Origin of the sequence: Escherichia ruysiae, assembly GCF_031323975.1 — a bacterium.
Taxonomy (GTDB): Bacteria; Pseudomonadota; Gammaproteobacteria; order Enterobacterales; family Enterobacteriaceae; genus Escherichia; species Escherichia ruysiae.
Genome location: NZ_JAVIWS010000001.1, coordinates 539,600 through 563,398 on the forward strand (window position 1 = coordinate 539,600; position 23,799 = coordinate 563,398).

The 23,799-nt window shown below is 52.9% G+C and carries 25 protein-coding genes; 11 read left to right on the forward strand and 14 right to left on the reverse strand.

Annotation, left to right across the window (positions count from 1 at the left end; genetic code table 11):
* The first annotated feature begins 39 nt into the window (after positions 1-39).
* On the forward strand, positions 40-768 hold the full coding sequence (gene mpaA, locus RGV86_RS02780; RefSeq protein ID WP_010344731.1) for a murein tripeptide amidase MpaA: 729 nt from the start codon (positions 40-42) through the stop codon (positions 766-768).
* On the opposite strand, the gene ycjG is transcribed toward mpaA, so the two are convergent.
* The gene (ycjG, locus tag RGV86_RS02785) at positions 743-1,708 is read right to left on the reverse strand and encodes an L-Ala-D/L-Glu epimerase (RefSeq protein WP_010344733.1); all 966 of its coding nucleotides are present in this window, start codon (positions 1,706-1,708) and stop codon (positions 743-745) included. The two genes, mpaA and ycjG, sit on opposite strands and share 26 nt — an antisense overlap.
* A 118-nt stretch (positions 1,709-1,826) precedes the next feature.
* Here ycjG and tpx point away from each other — a divergent pair, with 118 nt between their 5' ends.
* Positions 1,827-2,333, forward strand: coding sequence for a thiol peroxidase (gene tpx, locus RGV86_RS02790; RefSeq protein WP_000078460.1), 507 nt, complete (start codon positions 1,827-1,829; stop codon positions 2,331-2,333).
* Positions 2,334-2,377: 44 nt separating this feature from the next.
* Here the strand turns inward: tpx and tyrR are convergent, their stop codons facing one another.
* From tyrR to pspA, 8 genes are all read right to left on the reverse strand, one after another.
* Positions 2,378-3,919, reverse strand: coding sequence for a transcriptional regulator TyrR (tyrR, locus tag RGV86_RS02795; protein WP_010344747.1), 1,542 nt, complete (start codon positions 3,917-3,919; stop codon positions 2,378-2,380).
* A gap of 150 nt (positions 3,920-4,069) precedes the next feature.
* Positions 4,070-5,128 carry a YcjF family protein gene (locus RGV86_RS02800; RefSeq protein WP_000138698.1) on the reverse strand — a complete coding sequence of 353 codons (1,059 nt, stop codon included), beginning with the start codon at positions 5,126-5,128 and terminating at the stop codon, positions 4,070-4,072.
* The gene (locus tag RGV86_RS02805) at positions 5,125-6,522 is read right to left on the reverse strand and encodes a YcjX family GTP-binding protein (protein ID WP_085460747.1); all 1,398 of its coding nucleotides are present in this window, start codon (positions 6,520-6,522) and stop codon (positions 5,125-5,127) included. The genes RGV86_RS02800 and RGV86_RS02805 overlap by 4 nt, the downstream gene beginning before the upstream one ends.
* Before the next feature lie 118 nt (positions 6,523-6,640).
* Complete coding sequence (gene pspE, locus RGV86_RS02810; RefSeq protein ID WP_000473117.1) at positions 6,641-6,955, reverse strand: thiosulfate sulfurtransferase PspE; 315 nt, start codon at positions 6,953-6,955, stop codon at positions 6,641-6,643.
* Positions 6,956-7,029: 74 nt separating this feature from the next.
* Entirely contained in the window at positions 7,030-7,251 is a 222-nt protein-coding gene (gene pspD, locus RGV86_RS02815; RefSeq protein ID WP_001295585.1) for a phage shock protein PspD, read from the reverse strand.
* Between the two features lie 8 nt (positions 7,252-7,259).
* Complete coding sequence (gene pspC, locus RGV86_RS02820; protein ID WP_000907390.1) at positions 7,260-7,619, reverse strand: envelope stress response membrane protein PspC; 360 nt, start codon at positions 7,617-7,619, stop codon at positions 7,260-7,262.
* Positions 7,619-7,843 carry an envelope stress response membrane protein PspB gene (gene pspB, locus RGV86_RS02825; RefSeq protein ID WP_085460748.1) on the reverse strand — a complete coding sequence of 75 codons (225 nt, stop codon included), beginning with the start codon at positions 7,841-7,843 and terminating at the stop codon, positions 7,619-7,621. Before pspB ends, pspC begins: the two co-directional genes overlap by 1 nt.
* 53 nt (positions 7,844-7,896) lie before the next feature.
* Positions 7,897-8,565, reverse strand: a complete 669-nt coding sequence (pspA, locus tag RGV86_RS02830) for a phage shock protein PspA (protein ID WP_000511032.1) — start codon at positions 8,563-8,565, stop codon at positions 7,897-7,899.
* Positions 8,566-8,731: 166 nt separating this feature from the next.
* Between pspA and pspF the strand changes: the two genes are divergently transcribed.
* On the forward strand, positions 8,732-9,709 hold the full coding sequence (gene pspF / locus RGV86_RS02835; protein WP_085460773.1) for a phage shock protein operon transcriptional activator: 978 nt from the start codon (positions 8,732-8,734) through the stop codon (positions 9,707-9,709).
* Between the two features lie 109 nt (positions 9,710-9,818).
* Here the strand turns inward: pspF and puuE are convergent, their stop codons facing one another.
* The 5 genes from puuE to puuD all read right to left on the reverse strand — a co-directional run bounded on the left by puuE (position 9,819) and on the right by puuD (position 15,389).
* On the reverse strand, positions 9,819-11,084 hold the full coding sequence (gene puuE / locus RGV86_RS02840) for a 4-aminobutyrate transaminase (RefSeq protein ID WP_085460750.1): 1,266 nt from the start codon (positions 11,082-11,084) through the stop codon (positions 9,819-9,821).
* 37 nt (positions 11,085-11,121) lie between these two features.
* Positions 11,122-12,402, reverse strand: a complete 1,281-nt coding sequence (puuB, locus tag RGV86_RS02845; protein ID WP_000134843.1) for a gamma-glutamylputrescine oxidase — start codon at positions 12,400-12,402, stop codon at positions 11,122-11,124.
* Position 12,403: 1 nt separating this feature from the next.
* Positions 12,404-13,891: an aldehyde dehydrogenase PuuC gene (gene puuC / locus RGV86_RS02850; RefSeq protein WP_085460751.1), complete on the reverse strand. Its 1,488-nt coding sequence runs from the start codon at positions 13,889-13,891 to the stop codon at positions 12,404-12,406.
* A gap of 149 nt (positions 13,892-14,040) precedes the next feature.
* Entirely contained in the window at positions 14,041-14,598 is a 558-nt protein-coding gene (gene puuR / locus RGV86_RS02855) for an HTH-type transcriptional regulator PuuR (protein WP_001278727.1), read from the reverse strand.
* 26 nt (positions 14,599-14,624) lie between these two features.
* Positions 14,625-15,389, reverse strand: coding sequence for a gamma-glutamyl-gamma-aminobutyrate hydrolase (gene puuD, locus RGV86_RS02860; RefSeq protein WP_010344757.1), 765 nt, complete (start codon positions 15,387-15,389; stop codon positions 14,625-14,627).
* A gap of 212 nt (positions 15,390-15,601) precedes the next feature.
* On the opposite strand from puuD, the gene puuA reads away from it, so the two are divergent.
* The 8 genes from puuA (at position 15,602) to sapD (ending at position 23,798) form a co-directional block, all read left to right on the forward strand.
* Positions 15,602-17,020 (forward strand): glutamate-putrescine ligase, encoded by a 1,419-nt coding sequence (puuA, locus tag RGV86_RS02865; RefSeq protein WP_000449623.1) that lies wholly within the window; start codon positions 15,602-15,604, stop codon positions 17,018-17,020.
* 148 nt (positions 17,021-17,168) lie between these two features.
* A complete protein-coding gene (locus RGV86_RS02870) occupies positions 17,169-17,333 on the forward strand; it encodes a YmjE family protein (protein WP_120795382.1) in 165 nt (54 codons plus the stop codon).
* Positions 17,323-18,708, forward strand: coding sequence for a putrescine/proton symporter PuuP (gene puuP / locus RGV86_RS02875; protein ID WP_309508418.1), 1,386 nt, complete (start codon positions 17,323-17,325; stop codon positions 18,706-18,708). The genes RGV86_RS02870 and puuP overlap by 11 nt, the downstream gene beginning before the upstream one ends.
* Positions 18,709-18,841: 133 nt before the next feature.
* A complete protein-coding gene (locus RGV86_RS02880) occupies positions 18,842-19,087 on the forward strand; it encodes a YmjA family protein (RefSeq protein WP_001015108.1) in 246 nt (81 codons plus the stop codon).
* 239 nt (positions 19,088-19,326) lie between these two features.
* A complete protein-coding gene (sapA, locus tag RGV86_RS02885) occupies positions 19,327-20,967 on the forward strand; it encodes an ABC transporter substrate-binding protein SapA (RefSeq protein WP_001250190.1) in 1,641 nt (546 codons plus the stop codon).
* Positions 20,964-21,929, forward strand: coding sequence for a putrescine export ABC transporter permease SapB (gene sapB / locus RGV86_RS02890; RefSeq protein WP_000583301.1), 966 nt, complete (start codon positions 20,964-20,966; stop codon positions 21,927-21,929). Before sapA ends, sapB begins: the two co-directional genes overlap by 4 nt.
* Positions 21,916-22,806, forward strand: a complete 891-nt coding sequence (sapC, locus tag RGV86_RS02895; protein ID WP_001146145.1) for a peptide ABC transporter permease SapC — start codon at positions 21,916-21,918, stop codon at positions 22,804-22,806. Before sapB ends, sapC begins: the two co-directional genes overlap by 14 nt.
* A complete protein-coding gene (gene sapD / locus RGV86_RS02900) occupies positions 22,806-23,798 on the forward strand; it encodes a peptide ABC transporter ATP-binding protein SapD (protein WP_001128858.1) in 993 nt (330 codons plus the stop codon). The genes sapC and sapD overlap by 1 nt, the downstream gene beginning before the upstream one ends.
* Position 23,799 lies beyond the last annotated feature (1 nt).

A 23,799-nucleotide genomic window follows, 5' to 3' on the forward strand; every position in this document is an offset into this window, starting at 1 on the left:
ACAACACTGCCTGTAATACTTCTTATATTCGAGACGATTATGACCGTGACCCGCCCGCGCGCCGAACGGGGCGCTTTTCCGCCAGGAACCGAACATTACGGACGTTCATTATTAGGTGCGCCGTTGATCTGGTTTCCGGCTTCTGCCGCCAGCAGCGAAAGTGGTTTAATCCTGGCTGGCACCCACGGCGACGAAAATTCTTCCGTCGTCACCCTCTCCTGCGCATTACGCACGTTAACACCGTCTCTGCGCCGCCATCATGTCGTCCTCTGTGTGAATCCTGACGGTTGCCAGCTTGGTCTGCGGGCTAATGCCAATGGTGTGGATCTAAACAGAAACTTTCCGGCGGCGAACTGGAAGGAAGGTGAAACGGTGTACCGCTGGAACAGTGCCGCCGAAGAGCGCGACGTGGTCTTGCTGACCGGCGATAAACCCGGCTCCGAACCTGAAACTCAGGCTTTGTGCCAGCTCATTCATCGTATCCACCCCGCCTGGATTGTCTCTTTTCACGATCCGCTGGCTTGTATTGAAGATCCCCGACACAGTGAATTAGGTGAGTGGCTGGCTCAGGCATTTGAATTGCCGCTGGTGACCAGCGTCGGATACGAAACCCCCGGCTCCTTCGGCAGTTGGTGTGCGGATCTGAACCTGCACTGTATTACCGCCGAGTTTCCGCCCATCTCCTCCGATGAAGCCAGTGAAAAGTATCTCTTTGCAATGGCGAATTTACTGCGCTGGCATCCTAAAGATGCAATTCGCCGGTCGTAAACTGTAGCGCCGGCTCCACATCCACCGCCAGCCAGGTCGGCCCATCAAGATCGGCAAAACTGACCTGCGGCACCAGCGGTAAAGCGGCGCTAATAGCACGAGAGGTACACAACATGCAGCCCAGCATCAGACTAAAACCTTGTGCACGCGCTTCGGTCGCCAATGCCAGGGCTTCGGTCAGCCCCCCCGTTTTATCGAGTTTGATATTAACCATCTCATAGCGCCCTTTCAGCGCCTTCAGATTGCTACGGGTATGACAACTTTCATCAGCGCAAATGGGTAACGGATGAATAAAATTCTCCAGCGCCGCATCGTCCTGTGCGGGAAGCGGTTGTTCCAGCATCGCGATGCCTAAGTCAGCCAGCAACTGACATCGCGCTGCCAATCCTTCTGCGCGCCAGGATTCATTCGCATCAACAATCAACGTCGCATCGGGTACAGCCGAGCGAATTGCCACCATCCGCTCGCTAATAAGATGGTTATCCAGTTTCACTTTCAGCAATTTCGCCCCTGCTTGCCATAGTGCCGCAGCACTGCTGGCCATTTGATCAGGCGTACCGATGACAACCGTCTGTGCAGTGGTAATGGTGTCGGGAAGCGTTATACCGATAAATTCAGCCAGCGTCTGCTGCTGTTTACGTGCACAGAGATCCCACAATGCACAATCCAGCGCATTACGCGCCGCGCCCGCTGGCAGTATTTTTTGCAGTTCTTCACGTGTCAGCCCTTTTTCCAGTTGCGGCACAACACTCATAATTTGCGCCATTACTGAAGCGTCACTTTCACCATAGCGCGGATAGGGAGTGCATTCCCCAGCACCTTTAACACCATCTTCTTCCAGTTCAACAACCACCACGCGCGCTTCACTGCGGCTGCCACGAGCAATTACAAACGGGGTATGTAACGGCCAGGCTTCCTCAAATACCTTTACGGTTCTCATCTTTACTCCTTGTTGCCGCGATGGACTGCGGATTAAGCGCAAATAGCGATTGCTGTGTTATTGACAGTTAGCATAAACTAGGTATGACGTTAACTATATGTAAACAGGAAAGATAATCATGTCACAAATCGTTCATTTCCAGGGCAACCCGGTTACAGTCGCCAATTCCATCCCGCAAGTGGGTAGCAAAGCGCAGACTTTTACTCTCGTGGCAAAAGATCTGTCTGACGTCACCCTCACGCAGTTTGCAGGTAAACGCAAAGTGCTGAACATTTTCCCAAGTATTGATACCGGTGTTTGCGCCGCATCAGTACGTAAGTTTAACCAACTGGCGACAGAAATCGACAACACCGTTGTACTGTGTATTTCCGCCGATCTGCCGTTCGCCCAGTCTCGTTTCTGCGGTGCGGAAGGTCTTAACAACGTCATCACCCTTTCCACTTTCCGTAATAGCGAATTTCTGCAAGCTTACGGCGTTGAGATCGCTGAAGGCCCACTGAAAGGTCTGGCTGCGCGCGCAGTTGTCGTAATTGATGAAAATGACAATGTGATTTTCAGCCAGCTGGTGAATGAAATCACCACTGAGCCAGATTACGAAGCAGCTCTGGCGGTACTGAAAGCGTAATTTATTATGCCTGATGGTATTGCGCCATCAGGCATTTTACGTGTTTACTCTTCGCTCTTTTTCTGGCTCAGGCCGTATTCACGCAATTTGTTGGCAATCGCGGTATGTGAAACGCCCAGACGTTTTGCCAGTTTGCGCGTGCTGGGATAATTGCGATAAAGCTGGGTTAACACCGAACGCTCAAATCGACTGGTGATTTCATCCAGCGAACCTTCCATCGCATCTTCGCCCACGGCAACGGTTGTCGCGTCATAATCTGGCAGCAAAATGTCTTGTGGACGCAGTTCGTAGCCGTCCAGTTGGGTGAGTGCGCGATAGACAGCATTTTTCAACTGCCTCACGTTACCCGGCCAGCCATAACGTGTCAGCACGGTATTCAGATCGGCAGCCAATTTCGGCCGGGGTACTCCCTGCTCGTCAGCAAAGCGGGCGACGAACAATTCGGTTAACGGCATGATATCCTGCGGACAGTCTCGCAGCGGTGGCAGATTCAGCGTCAACACATTCAGGCGATAATAGAGATCTTCCCGAAATACGCCTTTTTGCACCAACTCAACCAGATTCTTTTGCGTCGCGCAAATCACCCGCACATCGACATGCACCTCGTGATCTTCGCCAACCCGACGGAAAGTGCCATCATTAAGGAAACGCAGCAATTTAGCCTGCATTCGCGGCGACATCTCACCAATCTCATCCAGCAGCACTGAACCGCCGTTCGCCTGCTCAAAGAACCCTTTCTTCCCTTCCGGGGCATGTCCAAACAGTTCGCTCTCAACGGCATCTTCCGGTATAGACGCGCAGTTCAGCGCCAGGTAAGGTTTACCGGCGCGAGGGCTGGCCTGATGACAGGCGTAAGCAAAGAGATCTTTACCAGTACCCGTGTCACCCGTAATCAGCAGTGGCGCGCTTAACATCGCCAGTTTCTGAGCCTGCTCGACAACGTGTTTCATTTTCGGGCTAACGGCGACAATCTGACTAAAGGCGCTGACATCCTGCGCAGCCACATTTTGCAACTGACGCCCCATACGAATCGTCGAGCGCAGCATCACTACCGCACCGGTCAGGACGTGTTGGTCGTGTTCATCCTGCAAATAAACCGGCGTTATCTCCATCAAGAAATTTTGCCCGTTAATCACCACATGTTCGTTATGCGAATCCTGCGGGTCACTCTCCAGCCAGCGTAAAAAATTAAATCCGTTAATCAATTGCGCAGCGGTATGATTGCGTAAACGATCAAGTTTTTGACCAAATAGCTGACAGCTCGCCGGATTCGCCATATCCACTTTGCTTTTCATATCGACCGAAAGCACGGGTTCAGGCAACGCCTCAAGCAATGCGCTCAACGCCAGATGTTCGCGCTCGGAAGGCATCCATGACACAGTGCGCACATCGGTAACACCTGCAATACGGCGAATTTCCGCCATCAGGCTGCTGAAACTGTCAAAATCCAGTTCGGCAAAATTGAGGTAAATCCGCCCGATTGGGTCAATCTCAATACCGCGTAAATCGATGCCTCTTAGAACCAGTAGATCGAGTAATTCGCGGGTCAGACCGAGTCGGTCTTCACAAAAGACTTCCAGACGCATGGGAACCTTCACCTGAGAAAAGAACAATTAATATGATGATATGACACTATTCGAGTGGCAGGAAGATTTCTGTCAACAAAGATTGACACAACGACGGATAATCGGGCACTTCGGCGTAAAGATATCCGATCAGCACCCGATATTGCGTTATTATTCGCTGGTCGTTTTGCCCTTTTGCAGCGTCTCCTTTACCTGACCGATAAGCTGGCGACGAAAATCCCCCAGGCGAGGTTTGTCATCGTCGATCCACGGCAGCGGACGGCAAAGTTCCATAGCTTTAATTCCCAGTCGCGCGGTCAGGAGTCCGGCGCCAATCCCCTGGGCAGCACGCGTTGACAAACGAGCAGCGAGATCTTGTGACATCCAGTCCATCCCCACTTCACGCACCAGCTCGCTAGCACCGGCAAAAGCGATATTCAGCAATACCAGTTTGAACAGGCGCAAACGGCTGTAATAACCCAGTTCAATGCCATAGAGCGTAGCAATACGATTAATCAACCGCAGATTACGCCAGGCAATAAACGCCATATCCACCAGTGCCAACGGGCTTACGGCAATCATCAGGGTAGATTCTGCCGCCGAACGGCTGATTTCTCTGCGCGCCTGCGCATCCAGCACTGGCTGAACCAGATGTGCGTACAGACTGACGACTTCACGATCGTTCTGCGTTTCATGGATTGAGGCATACCAGCGTTGCAGCGCCGGATGCGACTGATCAATACCGGCCTGCTGCGCCAGTTTCTCGCAAAATGCGCGCCCTTTGCCAGTGCCGTGACTATGCAACAAATCGCGCGCTTCATCGCGTTCGTGCGCACGCTGGCGCAAGCGCCATAAGCGTCGCCACTCTGTTACCACTGAGCCAACGCCAGCCCCGATAATCAATGCCCCAGCGGCACAACCGCCCAGTGCTACCCAATCCTGAGTTTGCCAGGCATTCATCGTCCACTGCACGCCCTGGCCAACAACGCTCGCGCCAAACAGCGCCACCCCACCCATGACCATTTTACGCCACAGACTGCGTTTCGGACGCAGCGCCGCATCCATTACCGCTTCGACTTGCCCCTCTTCTTCCGGCACATCGTCGAGCGTTGCCGGGGCAAAATTTTGCGCCTGATTTTCATCAAAGGTCTGCTGCGCCTTAAATTTAGGGTTCTGATCGACTTCCAGCGGACCGTCGAAATCAATACGTGGTTTTAACGGTTCGGTCATCGCAATTTATCTCCTATTAAAAATTCCAGCGCGGCATCAAGGCGAATATGCGGCAGCGGTTTATCGACATCCATCACCTGCGGGCGAAACGCTTCAAACTGGAAGCCTTGCTTATCCCAGAACGCCTGACCGGGCAAACGCGCAGGAACTTCACCAGGGTAAACGGTGAGCGGTGCGCCATCGCTCAGTCGATTACCGCGCAGAGCCGGGATTTTCTCGCCGTTGACGTCGATAATGCCGCTGGTGGTCGCCTGTACGGAGGCCAGCCCCAGACAATCCATGCTGATCCCTTCAAACGCCGCATTTTGCCAGGCATCCTGAATCAGTTGTTGCAGTAATGAAACCATATTGGCGTGCTGATCGATGGTCACATGATCCGCTTTCGTCGCGGCAAACAGCAATTTGTCGATAACTGGCGAGAACAAGCGGCGGAAAAGCGTACGTTGCCCGTAGTGGAAACTTTGCATCAACTGCGTCAGCGCCAGACGCATGTCATTAAATGCCTGCGGTCCACTGTTGAGCGGTTGCAGGCAATCCACCAGCACAATCTGGCGGTCAAAACGCAAAAAGTGGTTTTTATAGAACCCCTTCACCACTTTCTCGCAGTAATAATTAAACCGCTCGCGCAGCATTCCGGCGTTGGTATGCTTATCTGCTTGTGCCAGTTTCGATTCGCCCCAGGCATCGACATCCGGCCACGGGAAGAATTGCAGCGCGGGTGCGCCTGCCATATCCCCCGGTAGAACAAAGCGCCCAGGCTGAATAAAGTGCAGCCCCTGCTGTTTGCAGTGGTGGAGATAATCGGTCCACGCGGCGGCGATATCTGCAAGACGGTTTTCGTCGGCAGGCGCTAACGGATCAAGTCCTTCGCACATCATCCGCCATTTTGCCGACCACTCGCCGCGCTGACCATTAAGCAAGCCCGTCATCTGGCGTGACCAACTTAAATAGTCCTGCGCCAGCATTGGTAGATCGAGTAGCCACTCGCCGGGATAATCCACAATCTCCAGATACAGCGTGGAGGTGTCTTTGAAGTGACGCAGTAGCGAATCATTCGATTTATAACGCAATGCCAGGCGGATTTCGCTGACGCCGCGCGTTGGCGTCGGCCAGGCGGGAGGGTCGCCGTACAGCTGCACTAACCCTTCGTCGTAAGTAAAACGCGGAATGCCAAAATCGCGCTGTGGAATACGCTTCACACCCAGCAGGCGCTCTTCACGCACCGCGCTTAACAGCGGCAAGCGTGCTCCTGCATGAATATTGAGCAACTGATTGACCATCGCGGTGATAAACGCCGTTTTGCCACTACGGCTAAGTCCGGTTACCGCCAGTCGCAGGTGCCTGTCGACGCCACGATTCACCAGCGCGTTAAGTTCATTTTTGAGTCGCTTCATTGCTGTCCTGTGCCAGAAAGCTGTAGAAAGGATGAGATGCTGGAGATAATAATGTGGGTTAATTTTGATTTATCAAATGAATAAGCGGCGTTATTTACACCGCTCAATAAGTAATTTGTTAACCTTTGACCTTCGGCATCGCAATGTCTTTAAGACCACCGGCGTTCTCAACGTGGGTATATCCCATTTCGTTGAGGATCTCTTTTGCCTGCCCGGACTGGCGTCCGGCGTTGCAATACACTTTCACGGTGTCGTTTTTATCCGGAACGGCGGTGGCAATGCGCTCTTTCACTTCCTTCAGGGGAATATTGATGGCTCCCTGAACGTGTTCTTGCTGATACTGTTCTGGAACACGAACATCGATCCAGTGTTCAGCAGCAAAAACAGGCAGTGAAAACGCCAGCGTCAGCGCAAGTAAGCCTTTTTTAAACATGTAAGCGTCCTTCTATGGATGAAAATTGCCATCCATTATACGCCTGAGATTTAACAATTTTTGCGAAACTCCCCTCACCTTTTATAACGCTGCGCCAGTTTATTGGCAGCCCGACTTAACAGCGGTTCCAGCGCCACAGCCAACAACATTTTCAGTGGTCGGCGAGCAACAGATTTTATCGCCCAACCCGCCACACCCGCCGGGCCGTAGCGCAGAGCGGTGAGAAGAACCAGCTTGCCTGCTAATTTGAAACCAGGCTTCACCTTTTGCCCAGCTTGTTGCCAGCGAGTATTCATAACTTTCCTCACAATTGACGGAAACGGCTACGCAGCGTGAAGGTATCGGAAGTGACATAACGTTCCATCTCGCGTAAACGCGTTTCACTGGCAGCCAGTTCACGATCGACTTCATCCAGCAATTCGCTGCTGGAAGGTTGTTGTTCACCATACGCCATGTTGTCCGGCATCGGGTCAAGAGCAAATGACAAAATGATGTAAGCAACCAGGGTAAATAGCGCCAGGCCGAAGAAAATCGACAGCACCACGAGGATACGCACCAGTTTTACCGGTACATCAAAATAATTAGCAATCCCCGCGCAGACGCCGCGCACCATGCCCTGCTGTGGAATACGCCATAATTTTTTATTGAGATTAATACCCGCCATTAGCGATCCCTCCAGTTCGGATGTTCTGCATCAAGAATGGATTCCAGCGCCTGAATGCGTTCGCGCATCCGTTTTGCTTCATCAGCCAGTTGCACTAATCGCTGCTGTTCGCTTTGCGACAATTCACCGCGACTGGATCGGTTGCTGTAATGCAGCCATAACCAGATCGGTAAAACAAACAGCACAAAAATGGTTAACGGAATAGCCAGAAATAGCGCGCTCATAAGTACTCCTTAGACGATGAGCGGCGGCGCGTTCGGACGCCGCCTGGATGTTATTATTGATTGTCTTGCTTCATTTTGGCTTTTAATTGTGCCAGTTGCTCACTGATTGCATCATCGGCTTTCAGTTCGGCAAACTGATCGTCCAGCGATTTTTGTTTGCCGAAGCTGTGGCTTTCTGCTTCCGCTTCCATCTGGTCGATACGACGCTCGAAAGATTCGAAACGCGCCATTGCTTCATCCAGTTTGCCACTGTCCAGTTGACGACGCACATCACGCGACGAGTTTGCTGCCTGGTGACGCAACATCAATGCCTGCTGGCGAGCACGTGTTTCGCTCAATTTGTTTTCCAGCTCACCAATCTCTTTCTTCATACGCTCCAGCGTATCGTCCACCAGCGTCACTTCGTGTTCCAGGCTCTTAATCAGATCGGTCAGTTTCTGTTTTTCAATTAACGCCGCACGCGCCAGATCTTCTCTCTCTTTCAGCAGCGCCAGTTCGGCTTTTTCCTGCCACTCAACTTCACGCGCCGACGCTTGTTCAATACGGCGAGTCAGCTGTTTCTTTTCCGCCAGTGCACGCGCCGAGGTAGAACGCACTTCAACTAATGTATCTTCCATTTCCTGGATCATCAGACGCACCAGTTTCTGCGGATCTTCCGCTTTCTCTAACAGGGCGTTGATGTTGGCGTTCACGATGTCGGCAAAGCGAGAAAAAATACCCATAATGTTGTCCTCTTGATTTCTTCGTTCAGGATTGTCCTGCTGAACTGTTAATACAATTTGCGTGCCAATTTTTTATCTTTTTGATTTATAAAGATCTGATTGAAGAATCAACAGCAACATGCCAGGATGAATTAGCGAATTACACTAACAAGTGGCGAATTTCATCATGGCAGAATACAAAGATAACTTACTCGGTGAGGCGAACAGCTTTCTTGAAGTGCTGGAACAGGTTTCGCATCTCGCGCCGCTGGACAAACCGGTTTTGATTATTGGCGAGCGCGGCACCGGTAAAGAGCTGATCGCCAGCCGTTTGCATTATCTCTCCTCCCGCTGGCAAGGGCCGTTTATTTCCCTTAACTGCGCAGCGTTAAATGAAAATCTGCTGGATTCCGAACTGTTTGGTCACGAAGCCGGTGCGTTTACCGGAGCGCAAAAACGCCATCCGGGACGATTTGAACGTGCCGACGGCGGTACGCTATTTCTTGATGAACTCGCTACAGCACCGATGATGGTGCAGGAAAAATTATTGCGTGTGATTGAGTACGGTGAACTGGAGCGCGTTGGCGGCAGCCAGCCATTGCAGGTGAATGTGCGGTTGGTATGCGCGACGAATGCCGATCTTCCGGCGATGGTCAATGAAGGTACTTTTCGCGCCGACCTGCTCGACCGCCTGGCTTTCGACGTGGTGCAACTGCCGCCACTACGCGAGCGTGAAAGCGACATTATGCTGATGGCGGAGCACTTCGCCATCCAGATGTGTCGGGAAATAAAACTGCCTCTGTTTCCTGGTTTTACGGAGCGTGCCAGAGAAACGTTGCTGAACTATCGCTGGCCAGGAAATATCCGTGAATTGAAAAACGTGGTGGAACGTTCGGTGTATCGCCACGGCACCAGCGATTATCCGCTTGATGAGATCATTATTGATCCCTTTAAACGGCGTCCACCTGAAGACACTATCGCCGTTTCAGAAACCACCTCGCTTCCGGCACTGCCGCTGGATTTACGTGAGTTTCAGATGCAGCAGGAAAAAGAGTTGCTGCAACTCAGTTTGCAACAGGGGAAATATAACCAGAAGCGCGCGGCTGAATTACTGGGGTTAACCTATCATCAATTCCGCGCATTGCTTAAAAAGCACCAGATTTAGTGGAGTTGGGCAATGTGGCTTGCCGGATGAGGCGATCAAGCCTACAAAATCAATACGCCGTTTGTAGGCCTGATAAGCGCAGCGCATCAGGCATTATTGCGTTGGGCTATTAATCTCTCAGCGCATCCTGCAAAATTTTCATTGCCGCATCGAACTGCGCATCCGGGATGGTCAGCGGATACAGGAAACGAATCACGTTGCCGTATGCGCCACAGGTCAACAGTAACAGCCCCTGCGCCAGCGCGCGTTGCTGAATTTTCTGCGCAATGGCGGCTGACGGCTCGCCCGTTTGCGGGTCGTTAAATTCTGCCGCAATCATCGACCCCAGACCGCGTACCGCAGCAATGGCCGGAATGCTTTCTTTGGCCTCAATCAGCGTTTGCGTCAGGCGCTGACCGAGTTGATTCGCACGGTCGCAAAGGGATTCTTTGTCGATAATGTTGAGCACTGCGTGCGCGGCGGCAACTGCCAGCGGGTTCCCGGCGTAGGTGCCGCCAAGCCCACCCGGTGCAGGCGCATCCATAATGTTGGCATTACCGACCACGCCCGAAAGCGGCATCCCGCCCGCGAGGCTTTTCGCCATCGTCATTAAATCCGGCTTATCGGCGTAGTGATCCATGGCAAACAGTTTACCGGTACGCGCAAAACCGCTTTGCACTTCATCAGCAATCATCACAATACCGTGCTCGTCGCACAGACGGCGAATCGCAGAAACCAGCTCTTTTGGCGCCACGTTAAAACCGCCCTCGCCCTGTACCGGTTCGAAAATAATGGCGGCAACCTGCTTCGCTTCGATGTCTGATTTAAACAAACGCTCGATGGCGGCGAGAGAATCTTGCGTCGAAATGCCCTGTAAATCTGACGGATACGGCACGTGATAAACCGAACCGGGGAACGGGCCGAAGCCAATTTTGTACGGTGCGACTTTGCCGGTCAGCGCCATAGTCATATACGTGCGACCGTGGAAGCCGCCGCTAAACGCAATCACGCCAGGGCGTCCGGTATGGGCGCGGGCGATTTTCACCGCGTTTTCCACCGCTTCCGCACCGGTGGTGAAGAACGCGGTTTTGGCCTGCCCGCTCACCGGGGCAAGGGCGTTAATTTTCTCCGCCAGGGTGACATAGCTTTCGTATGGCACGATCTGGTACGCCGTATGGGTGAACTGCTGCAACTGCTGTTCCACTGCCGCGACCAGTTCAGGGTGGCGATGCCCGGTGTTCAGCACCGCAATGCCTGCGGCAAAATCGATGTACTCGTTGCCCTCTACATCCTTCAGCGTGGCGTTTTCTGCCGACTGGGCGAAGAAGTTACACATCACGCCAACTCCGCGTGGGGTAGCAGAAAGACGACGCTGATGGAATTCATTGTTGCTCATGTTTCACACCTTTTGACTCTTCACGGTTAATCGGAAATTAAACGCCCAGACGATCGCGCAGGCTGTAATAAGCCGCGCCCATCGCGGTAAATGGCACGCGCAGCGTGCGCCCGCCGGGGAACGGGTAATGCGGTAGATTGGCGAAGGCATCGAAACGTTCGGCGTCGCCGCGCAGCAGTTCGGCAATCAAACGTCCGGCGAGATGAGTACAGGTGACGCCGTGGCCGCTGTAACCCTGCATGTAATAGATGTTGGTATCAAGGCGACCAAACTGCGGCATGCGCGACAGGGTCAGCAGGAAGTTGCCCGTCCAGCGGTAGTCGATTTTGACGCCCTTCAGTTGCGGGAAGGTTTTCAGCAGTTTCGGCACCACCAGGCGCTCAACGTCATCCGGGTCACGTGCGCCATACACCACGCCACCACCGTACAGCAGGCGGTTATCGGCAGTCAGGCGGTAGTAATCAAGAAGATAGTTACAGTCTTCCACACAGTAGTTTTTCGGGATCAGCGAACGGGCTAAATCTTCCGACAGCCGTTCGGTGGTGATCACCTGCGTGCCGCACGGCATGCTGCGTTTCGCTAGTTCCGGCTCTACTTTATCGCCCAGATACGCATTCCCGGCGACAATCACATACTTCGCCGTCACCTGGCCTTTGGCAGTGCGCACAACGGCTGGCGTGGTGTGCTGGATCTGCGTGACCGCAGAAAGTTCATACACACGCCCGCCGTTCAGGCGGATGGCATCGGCTTCACCAATGGCGAGGTTCAGCGGGTGAATATGCCCACCGCTGTGATCCAGCAGCGCGCCGGTGTAGCGATCGCTGGCTACTTCACGGCGAATGGCGTTGGCGTCCAGCAGCTCCAGCTGTTTATTGCCGTAGCGTTCCCAATTCTCTTTCTGCTCTTCGAGCGTCGCGAGCTGTTTATCATTCATCGCCACAAACAGGCCGCCGGGGCGGTAGTCGCAGTCAATCTGATAACGTTTGATACGTTCGCGGATGATCTCGCCACCCTCAAACATCATGCTGCCGAGCATACGGGCGGTGTCCATGCCGTAGCTTTTTTCGATCACGTCGATGTCGCGGCTGTAGGAGTTCACAAGCTGCCCGCCATTGCGTCCGCTTGCGCCGAAGCCGATGCGTGAGGCTTCAAGAACCACCACGTCAAAGCCCGCTTCTGCCAGATGCAGCGCGGAGGAAAGCCCGGTATAGCCGCCGCCAACCACGCAAACGTCGCAGGAAATCGACTCATTCAGCGTGTCGAAAGGCGCATATTTATTCGCACTGGCGGCGTAGTAACTACTGGTATGTTCGGTCATTTCAGGCCTCCAGGCTTATCCAGATGGTTTTCAGTTCAGTGAATTTTTCAAGGGCGTGCAGGGATTTGTCGCGACCGTTGCCGCTCTGCTTATAACCGCCAAACGGTACGGTCATATCGCCATCGTTGTAGTTGTTGACGAAGACGGAACCAGCTTTCAGGCGACGGCTCATGCGGTGCGCGCGGGAGAGATCGCGCGTCCATACCGCCGCACCGAGCCCGTACTGGCTGTCGTTGGCAAGCTGTAGCGCCTGGTCTTCTGATGTGAAACGCGTGACCACCAGCACCGGGCCGAAAATCTCTTCGCGACTTAGAGACGCATTGGGCTCTACGTCGACAAAGATGGTCGGGCCGATGGCCGCAGTCAGTTCAGCGTTACGACCATCCAGCAGCAGTTGCCCTTTGCTTTCGCCTTCACGAATAAAGGTGTGTACCGAGTCGGCATGAGCGCAGTCGATTAAGGTGCCCATCGTGGTTGCAGGATCAAGTGGATGCCCCGGCTGCCAGTTTTGCGCCTGCTGTTTTAACAGGGCTAAAAACTCATCGGCGATGCTCTCTTCCAGCAATAAACGGGTTCCGGCGATGCACACCTGCCCCTGGTTGTAGAAGATGCCTGCGGCGGTCGCGCTTGCCGCCTGTTGCAAATCCGGGCAGTCAGCAAAAACGATGTTGGCGCTTTTACCACCTGCTTCCAGCCAGACGCGTTTCATGTTGCTGTCGCCTGCGTCTTTCAGCAGTTGTTTACCGGTACGCGTGGAGCCGGTAAAGGCGATGGCATCGATATCGTTATGACGAGAAAGCGCCTGCCCCGCCTCATGACCAAAACCAGTTACTACGTTCAGCACGCCATCCGGCAGACCTGCTTCTTTCGCCAGCCCCGCAAGGCGAATCGCACTGAGCGGTGATTTTTCAGACGGCTTCAGGACAACGCTGTTACCTGCCGCCAGCGCCGGGCCGAGTTTCCAGCAGGTCAGCAACAGCGGGAAGTTCCACGGGACGATGGCGGCAATTACGCCGACCGGTTCGCGCACAATCATCGCCAGCTCATGGCTACTGGTGGTCGCCACTTCGCCGTAAACTTTATCGATAGCTTCGCCGTACCAGCGAATGGCGCGCGCCGCGCCGGGAATATCATCACGCAGGCTGTGACGAATCGGTTTACCGGTGTCGAGGGTTTCCAGCAGCGCCAGTTCTTCCGCGTGGGCTTCCATTAAATCGGCGAGTTTATTCAGTACCACTTTGCGTTTAGCCGGAGAAGAGAGCGACCAGTCGCCGCGTTCAAATACGCTGCGTGCCGCACTCACTGCGCGGTCGATATCGGCGCTTTTACCGCGCGCAATATTCGCTAGCGGCGCCTGGGTGACCGGATCAACGGTTTCGAAGGTTTCGTTTTCCGCCGCAGCGGTATATTCACCGTTAATAAATAAGCGGGTTTCAATGGCGAGACTTAACGCTTTATCCTGCCAGTAAGCCAGATGATGAAAATTCATTATGACTCCTGTTTCACGTCTATCAGATATATGCAGTTTGTGAACGTCAGGGCGCAGAGATCCCCGGGCCGTATGCCCGTTTATTTCTGGCGACATTCTTTATAGATTGCCGGGCGCATTGCGCTTACCCGGCTTACAGAGCTAAAAGATTAAAACGTGGTGGGTGTATGGGCGCTGATAATTCGGCAAATGCCTGCCGACGTATTGCTGAAACTGTGCGGGATGCCGGTATTAATGGCATAACTTTGCCCCGCGACGAGGTGATAATCCTGTCCATTAATGGTCAGAACAATTTCACCTTCCAGTACAGTGCCTATTTCCTCACCCTGATGCTTAATTCTTTCCCCAGTGGTTGTGCCCGGCTGGTACGTTTCAAAGATCATCGCCAACGTGCGATTCGGGTTACCGTTATGAACCAGCTTCATTGACACACCCTGACTACCCATTTCAATTAAGTCGTCCTGATTAATGACGACCTGCGGCTCATCAGGTTTTTCCGGCTCGGAAAAGAATTCCGAGAGTGACAGTCCATACACCTTCAGCAGCTTTTGCAGCGTACTGATGGCAGGGCTGACTTTATCCTGTTCTATCGTACTGATAGCACTGTGAGTCAGCCCGGAGAGTTCGGCGGCACGACGTTGTGAAAGCCCCTGCTGCTGGCGGATTTCCGACAAGCGTTTTCCTGGCGCCAGTCCCTCATCACTCATATTTGCATTTCCTTAAACTGTAGTGGTCAGAGTCGCTGTTTTTCAGCGATATGGTGCTGACAAGCGGTGATAAAGCCCTCGAACAATATACGCGAAAGCGCGTACTCGCTACTGTTCCATTCCGGGTGCCACTGTACGCCCAGCGCAAAAGGATGATTGATGACGCTCACCGCCTCAACTAAGCCATCCGGCGAGCGAGCTTCAACACGCAACCGTGGGCTAACAACCTTCGCCCCTTGTCCATGCAGAGAGTTTACCCAAAAGTTGCTACATTCAGGTAACAGCGCAGACAGTAATCCCCCCTCTTCAACCTGAACTTCATGCGACGGCGCATATTGCTGCTCCACCGGCAGTTCGGGATCTTCCCGATGTTCCAGCAATTCAGGCTGTTCGCACAGCTTGCGATGCAACGAACCTCCGGTTGCCACCACCAGTTCCTGTAAACCCCGGCAGATGGCGAAAATGGGGATGCGCCTTTCGAGTGCAGCGTTAATTAACGCCATGCTCAGAAGATCACGCCCGGGATCGGCGTCAGGCTCATCGCCGTTTTCACCATATAGGTGCGGCTGCACATTGCTGGGGCTACCAGGAAGATAAATGCCATCAAGTTTCGGCAAAAGTTCTTCAAGTAATGACGGCTCAGCCAGCGCATGGGGAAGCGCAATCGGCAAACCACCTGCGTGAATGATGGCATTCAGGTACTTTTCTTGCAGAGTCTGGGTCTCATGACCCTTAAGCCTGTTCCTGCACATTACGACACCGATAACAGGATTGTTCATTATATTTTCCATGCTCAATCTCACAAAGTGGACTAAATTATCGCCATTACTGCGGTTTAAATGACCCTTCTGTTCAATATTTTTTCAATCTAGCAGTGAGTTTTCTTTTTTGCAAACTTAATTTAACATTTGACAAACATTTAGTTTGCATACAGATTCGAAGAGTGGTCATTATATTTTACGCTCTGATAACGAGTGGAAAACAAAACCAAAGGCGAAGAATCATGGAAACCAATATCGTTGAAGTAGAAAACTTTGTTCAGCAGTCAGAAGAGAGGCGGGGTAGCGCCTTCACGCAGGAAGTGAAACGCTACCTGGATCGCTACCCGAATACGCAATATGTTGATGTTTTACTTACCGATCTGAATGGCTGTTTTCGTGGAAAACGCGTCCCCTTCTCCAGCCTGAAAAAACTGGAGAAAGGATGCTACTTCCCGGCTTCGGTGTTTGCGATGGATATTCTGGGCAATGTGGTAGAAGAAGCAGGGCTAGGTCAAGAAATGGGCGAGCCAGATCGTACCTGTATCCCTATTCTCGGTTCTTTAACCCCTTCTGCCGCCGATCCTGAGTTTATTGGTCAAATGCTTCTGACCATGGTCGATGAAGATGGCGCTCCCTTTGACGTTGAGCCGAGGAATGTACTCAACCGCCTGTGGCAGCAGCTACGCCAGCGCGGATTGTTCCCGGTCGTAGCGGTAGAGCTGGAGTTCTATTTACTGGATCGCCAGCGCGACGCCGAAGGGTATCTGCAACCGCCCTGTGCGCCAGGCACCGATGACCGCAATACCCAAAGCCAGGTCTACTCTGTCGATAACCTCAACCACTTCGCCGATGTGCTCAATGATATTGATGAACTGGCGCAATTACAGCTGATTCCGGCAGATGGTGCGGTCGCCGAGGCTTCGCCAGGCCAGTTTGAAATCAACCTTTACCATACCGATAACGTGCTGGAAGCCTGCGATGATGCATTAGCCCTTAAACGCCTGGTGCGCTTGATGGCGGAAAAGCATAAGATGCACGCCACTTTTATGGCGAAGCCGTATGAAGAACACGCGGGCAGCGGGATGCATATCCATATCAGTATGCAAAATAATCGTGGCGAGAACGTGCTTTCTGACGCGGAAGGCGAAGATTCGCCGCTGCTGAAAAAGATGCTCGCCGGGATGATTGACCTGATGCCGTCATCAATGGCGTTGCTGGCACCAAACGTGAACTCGTATCGCCGCTTCCAGCCAGGTATGTATGTACCGACGCAGGCGTCGTGGGGCCATAACAACCGTACCGTCGCCCTGCGTATTCCGTGCGGCGACCGTCATAACCACCGCGTGGAATATCGCGTGGCGGGTGCCGATGCCAACCCATATCTGGTGATGGCAGCGATTTTTGCCGGTATTTTGCATGGCCTTGATAACGAGCTGCCGTTACAGGAAGAAGTCGAAGGCAACGGCCTGGAACAGGAAGGCTTACCCTTCCCGATTCGCCAGAGCGATGCCCTGGGTGAGTTTATCGAGAATGATCACCTGCGCCACTATTTAGGCGAACGTTTCTGTCATGTGTATCACGCCTGTAAAAATGATGAGCTGTTGCAGTTTGAGCGCCTCATCACAGAAACAGAAATTGAGTGGATGTTGAAAAACGCGTAATACCCCTTGCGGGGTTGTTTCATCGGCCTGAGCGGAGCCAGGCCTGACATTTGCTGGTAATCCAGACATTTCCCGGATGTCGCGTTATGGAGCACAGGCGGCAACGGGCTTCCGTTAACGATTAAGACTGTGACGAGGAAATGAGATGATGCCGATGATTAAATCCCCGCATGGCGAGGGAGGCTGCGTATGCGCCCCTCCTGCGACTGACTGGACTCCGCCCCCTTTGCTTCCCTTGCTAAACAGGTTTGATTTCAGGTCGACACGACCGCAAACCTTATTACGCAGGGGAGGCAGCAATTATGGCTATTAATTCACCACTGAATATTGCTGCGCAACCCGGCAAAACCCGTCTGCGAAAATCACTGAAATTGTGGCAGGTGGTGATGATGGGTCTGGCCTATCTCACGCCGATGACCGTATTTGATACTTTTGGTATTGTATCTGGCATTAGCGACGGTCACGTTCCGGCGTCCTATTTGCTGGCGCTGGCGGGTGTGCTGTTTACCGCTATCAGCTACGGCAAACTGGTTCGCCAGTTTCCGGAGGCCGGTTCGGCGTATACCTACGCGCAAAAGTCGATTAACCCGCACGTCGGCTTTATGGTCGGCTGGTCATCGCTGCTGGATTATCTCTTTTTGCCGATGATCAACGTTTTGTTGGCGAAAATCTATCTCTCCGCCCTCTTCCCGGAAGTGCCGCCGTGGGTGTGGATGGTAACCTTCGTCGCCATTTTAACCGCCGCGAATCTGAAGAGCGTCAACCTGGTCGCTAACTTCAATACCCTGTTTGTACTGGTGCAGATCTCCATCATGGTGGTGTTCATCTTCCTGGTGGTTCAGGGGCTACATAAAGGGGAAGGTGTCGGCACCGTCTGGTCGCTACAGCCGTTTATCAGTGAGAACGCGCATCTGATTCCGATTATTACCGGGGCGACGATCGTGTGCTTCTCGTTTCTTGGTTTTGATGCGGTGACCACGCTTTCAGAAGAGACGCCGGACGCCGCGCGCGTTATTCCAAAAGCCATCTTCCTGACGGCGGTCTACGGCGGCGTTATCTTTATTGCCGCATCGTTCTTTATGCAACTGTTCTTCCCGGATATCAGCCGCTTTAAAGACCCGGATGCCGCACTGCCGGAGATTGCACTGTACGTCGGCGGCAAGCTGTTCCAGTCGATTTTCCTCTGCACCACGTTTGTGAACACATTAGCGTCTGGCCTGGCTTCACATGCCAGCGTGTCGCGTCTGCTGTATGTGATGGGGCGTGACAATGTGTTTCCGGAGCGCGTGTTTGGCTATGTGCACCCGAAATGGCGCACCCCGGCGCTGAACGTCATTATGGTCGGGATTGTCGCGTTGTCGGCGCTGTTCTTTGATTTAGTCACCGCTACAGCATTGATTAACTTCGGCGCGTTGGTGGCATTTACCTTCGTCAATTTGTCGGTGTTTAATCATTTCTGGCGGCGTAAAGGAATGAATAAAAGCTGGAAGGATCACTTTCACTATTTGCTGATGCCGCTGGTTGGCGCGCTGACGGTAGGCGTGTTGTGGGTTAACCTGGAGTCAACTTCACTGACGCTCGGTCTGGTTTGGGCCTCGTTAGGCGGCGCATATTTGTGGTATCTGATCCGCCGCTATCGCAAAGTGCCGTTGTATGAAGGTGACAGAACACCAGTGAGCGAGACGTAATGTGTTGGATGCGCTGCGTATTGCCCTGCCTGTTGGCAATACGCAGCGCCATTATCCATAAAAAGATGTATGACCCGGATCACGAGTGCTATCATCCGCCCCTGTGCTTAACGCATTAACCCCAGGGCAGATAATGAACCACGATATCCCACTAAAATATTTTGATATTGCCGATGAGTACGCGACCGAATGCGCAGAACCTGTCGCAGAAGCTGAACGCACGCCACTGGCTCACTACTTCCAGTTACTGCTCACCCGTTTGATGAATAATGAAGAGATCAGCGAAGAAGCTCAGCATGACATGGCTGCTGAAGCGGGGATCAATCCCGCACGCATTGATGAGATCGCAGAGTTTTTGAATCAATGGGGTAATGAGTAATCCTTTATTAAGGCCAGTTCGGGCTGGCTTCTTACGAGCAAGTCAAACGGCACCTCGCTAAGTAGTTCTGTGAGTTATAGTTATAAGAAATCACGGGTACGAATGTTGAACAGATGGCGACGCCACATGTGCAACAACCAACCATACTGCCCTCATTGCGACCCCTGAACACAAACGGTAATGGCAAATGTCATTAAATATTAGTAAGATAGCCTCTTTACATAAAATCCCTTAATATTATGCGCCAGGTATTATCGTCTCTTTTGGTGATTGCTGGACTTGTGAGTGGTCAGGCAATCGCCGCGCCTGAACCCACCCCGCACGCTGATATCCGCGACAGCGGTTTTGTCTATTGCGTCAGCGGGCAGGTCAACACCTTTAACCCATCCAAAGCGAGCAGTGGGTTAATTGTCGATACCCTTGCCGCCCAGTTTTATGATCGACTACTGGATGTCGATCCTTATACTTATCGTCTGATGCCGGAACTTGCCGAAAGCTGGGAAGTGCTCGACAACGGCGCGACCTATCGCTTCCACCTGCGTCGCGATGTCCCGTTTCAAAAAACCGACTGGTTTACGCCTACTCGCAAAATGAATGCCGACGATGTGGTGTTTACCTTCCAGCGAATTTTTGACCGTAACAACCCGTGGCATAACGTCAACGGGAGCAATTTCCCCTATTTCGACAGCCTGCAATTTGCTGATAACGTGAAAAGCGTCCGCAAGCTGGATAATCACACCGTTGAGTTTCGTCTCGCCCAGCCGGATGCTTCTTTTTTATGGCATCTGGCGACCCATTATGCGTCGGTAATGTCTGCCGAATATGCGCAGAAATTAGAGAAAGAAGATCGTCAGGAACAACTCGACCGCCAACCCGTAGGCACCGGGCCGTATAAACTGTCGGAAAATCGCACGGGGCAATATATTCGCCTGCAACGTCATGATGAGTTCTGGCGAGGCAAACCGTTGATGCCGCAGGTGGTGGTGGATTTAGGCTCTGGTGGCACCGGACGTCTGTCGAAACTATTGACCGGTGAATGTGATGTTCTGGCCTGGCCTGCTGCCAGCCAGCTATCCATTTTGCGCGACGACCCGCGTTTGCGTTTAACGCTGCGTCCAGGGATGAACGTCGCCTATCTGGCATTTAACACCGCCAAACCGCCGCTAAATAATCCGGCTGTCCGTCATGCGCTGGCACTGGCGATTAATAACCAGCGCCTGATGCAATCTATCTATTACGGTACGGCTGAAACGGCGGCCTCTATTTTACCGCGCGCCTCGTGGGCTTATGACAACGAGGCTAAAATTACCGAATACAATCCGGCGAAATCACGCGAACAGTTAAAGGCATTGGGGCTGGAAAACTTAACGCTGAAACTGTGGGTGCCAACACGTTCGCAGGCGTGGAACCCCAGTCCGCTGAAAACTGCCGAACTGATTCAGGCGGATATGGCACAGGTCGGCGTGAAAGTGGTGATTGTGCCGGTAGAAGGTCGTTTTCAGGAGGCGCGGTTGATGGATATGAGCCATGATCTGACGTTATCCGGTTGGGCGACGGACAGTAACGACCCGGACAGTTTCTTCCGTCCGCTACTGAGCTGCGCGGCAATTCATTCGCAGACCAACCTCGCCCACTGGTGCGACCCGAAATTCGACAACGTGTTGCGTAAGGCGCTCTCTTCGCAGCAACTGGCGGCGCGTATTGAAGCCTATGACGAAGCGCAAAGTATTCTGGCGCAGGAGTTACCCATTCTGCCGCTGGCCTCATCATTACGCTTGCAGGCCTATCGGTACGATATCAAAGGGCTGGTTCTTAGCCCATTTGGTAACGCCTCCTTCGCTGGCGTATACCGCGAAAAGCAAGAGGTGAAAAAACCATGATTATCTTCACCTTACGCCGCGTTTTATTATTGATCGTGACCCTGTTCTTGCTGACTTTTGTTGGCTTCAGTTTGAGCTATTTCACGCCACATGCGCCGTTACAAGGCGCTTCACTGGGGAATGCCTGGGTATTCTGGTTTAACGGCCTGATCCACTGGGATTTTGGCGTTTCCAGCATTAACGGACAACCGATAGCCGAACAGTTAAAAGAGGTTTTTCCGGCAACGATTGAGCTATGCATCCTCGCTTTCGGCTTTGCGCTAATTGTCGGCATCCCGGTGGGCATGATTGCCGGGATTACGCGCCATAAGTGGCAAGATAACTTGATCAATGCCATCGCGTTGCTGGGCTTTTCAATCCCGGTTTTCTGGCTGGCGCTTCTGCTGACGCTGTTTTGTTCGCTGACGCTGGGCTGGCTGCCCGTTTCAGGGCGTTTCGATTTGCTCTATGAAGTGAAACCTGTTACTGGCTTTGCGTTGATTGATGCCTGGCTTTCAGACTCTCCGTGGCGGGATGAAATGATCATGAGCGCAATACGCCATATGGTGTTGCCGGTTATCACCCTGTCGGTTGCGCCAACAACTGAAGTGATCCGATTGATGCGTATCAGCACTATCGAAGTGTATGACCAGAACTATGTGAAAGCGGCGGCGACCCGTGGTTTGTCACGCTTTACTATTTTGCGTCGCCATGTGCTGCATAACGCGCTACCCCCCGTCATCCCTCGTTTGGGCTTGCAATTTTCCACCATGCTGACGCTGGCGATGATCACCGAAATGGTCTTTAGCTGGCCTGGTTTGGGGCGCTGGTTAATTAACGCCATTCGCCAACAAGATTACGCAGCGATTTCCGCCGGTGTGATGGTGTGTGGCTCTCTGGTCATTATTATTAACGTGATTTCTGATATTTTGGGTGCTATGGCTAACCCTCTGAAACATAAGGAATGGTATGCCTTACGATAGCGTATACAGCGAGAAGCGCCCACCGGGCACGCTGCGTACCGCCTGGCGCAAATTCTATGGTGATGCCGCTGCAATGGTCGGCCTGTACGGCTGCGCGGGGCTGGCTGTGCTGTGTATTTTTGGCGGCTGGTTTGCGCCTTACGGCATTGACCAGCAATTTCTCGGTTATCAATTGTTGCCACCGTCATGGTCTCGCTATGGCGAAGTCTCTTTCTTCCTGGGGACTGACGACCTCGGACGCGACGTTTTAAGCCGTTTATTGAGCGGCGCTGCGCCTACCGTTGGCGGCGCATTTGTGGTGACACTTGCTGCTACCATCTGTGGTCTGGTGCTCGGCACCTTCGCCGGTGCGACGCATGGTCTACGGTCAGCGGTGCTTAATCATATTCTGGATACCTTACTGGCGATCCCGTCCCTGCTGCTGGCAATTATCGTTGTGGCATTTGCCGGGCCGAGTTTGTCGCACGCGATGTTTGCCGTCTGGCTGGCGCTGCTGCCGCGTATGGTGCGTTCGGTCTACAGCATGGTGCATGATGAACTGGAAAAAGAGTACGTTATCGCTGCTCGCCTGGATGGGGCAACGACGCTGAATATTCTCTGGTTTGCCGTACTGCCAAACATCACCGCTGGACTGGTCACTGAGATCACCCGCGCACTGTCAATGGCAATTCTTGATATTGCCGCGCTGGGCTTTCTTGATCTCGGCGCGCAACTCCCCTCTCCTGAATGGGGAGCGATGCTCGGCGATGCACTGGAACTGATTTATGTCGCCCCGTGGACCGTCATGCTTCCTGGGGCGGCAATTATGATCAGCGTGTTGTTGGTTAACCTCCTTGGTGATGGTGTGCGTCGTGCAATTATTGCGGGGGTGGAATAATGCCGTTACTGGATATTCGTAACCTGACCATTGAATTTAAAACCGGTGATGAGTGGGTTAAAGCCGTTGACCGCGTGAGTATGACCTTAACCGAAGGCGAAATCCGGGGCCTTGTTGGTGAATCCGGCTCCGGCAAAAGTTTGATTGCGAAAGCGATTTGTGGCGTCAATAAAGATAACTGGCGTGTTACCGCTGACCGTATGCGTTTTGATGACATCGATCTGCTGCGTCTTTCCGCGCGCGAACGGCGCAAGCTGGTTGGGCACAACGTGTCGATGATTTTTCAGGAACCACAATCGTGTCTCGACCCTTCTGAACGTGTGGGGCGTCAGTTAATGCAAAACATCCCGGCCTGGACCTATAAAGGCCGTTGGTGGCAGCGTTTTGGCTGGCGCAAACGCCGTGCCATTGAGCTGCTGCACCGCGTGGGGATTAAAGATCACAAAGATGCGATGCGCAGCTTTCCATATGAGTTGACCGAAGGTGAATGCCAGAAAGTGATGATTGCCATCGCGCTGGCGAATCAACCACGTCTGCTAATAGCTGACGAACCTACAAACTCAATGGAGCCAACAACACAGGCGCAAATCTTTCGCCTGCTGACGCGTCTCAACCAAAACAGCAATACTACTATTTTGCTTATCAGCCATGACTTACAAATGCTTAGCCAATGGGCGGATAAAATCAACGTGCTATATTGTGGTCAGACAGTGGAAACCGCGCCAAGTAAGGAGCTGGTGACAATGCCGCATCATCCTTACACCCAGGCGCTGATCCGCGCGATACCGGATTTCGGCAGCGCGATGCCGCATAAAAGTCGCCTCAATACGCTGCCTGGTGCAATCCCGCTTCTGGAACAATTACCCATTGGTTGTCGTCTGGGGCCACGTTGCCCATATGCACAACGAGAATGTATAGTGACGCCGCGCCTGACGGGCGCGAAAAATCATCTCTATGCCTGTCATTTCCCGCTGAATATGGAGAAAGAGTGAG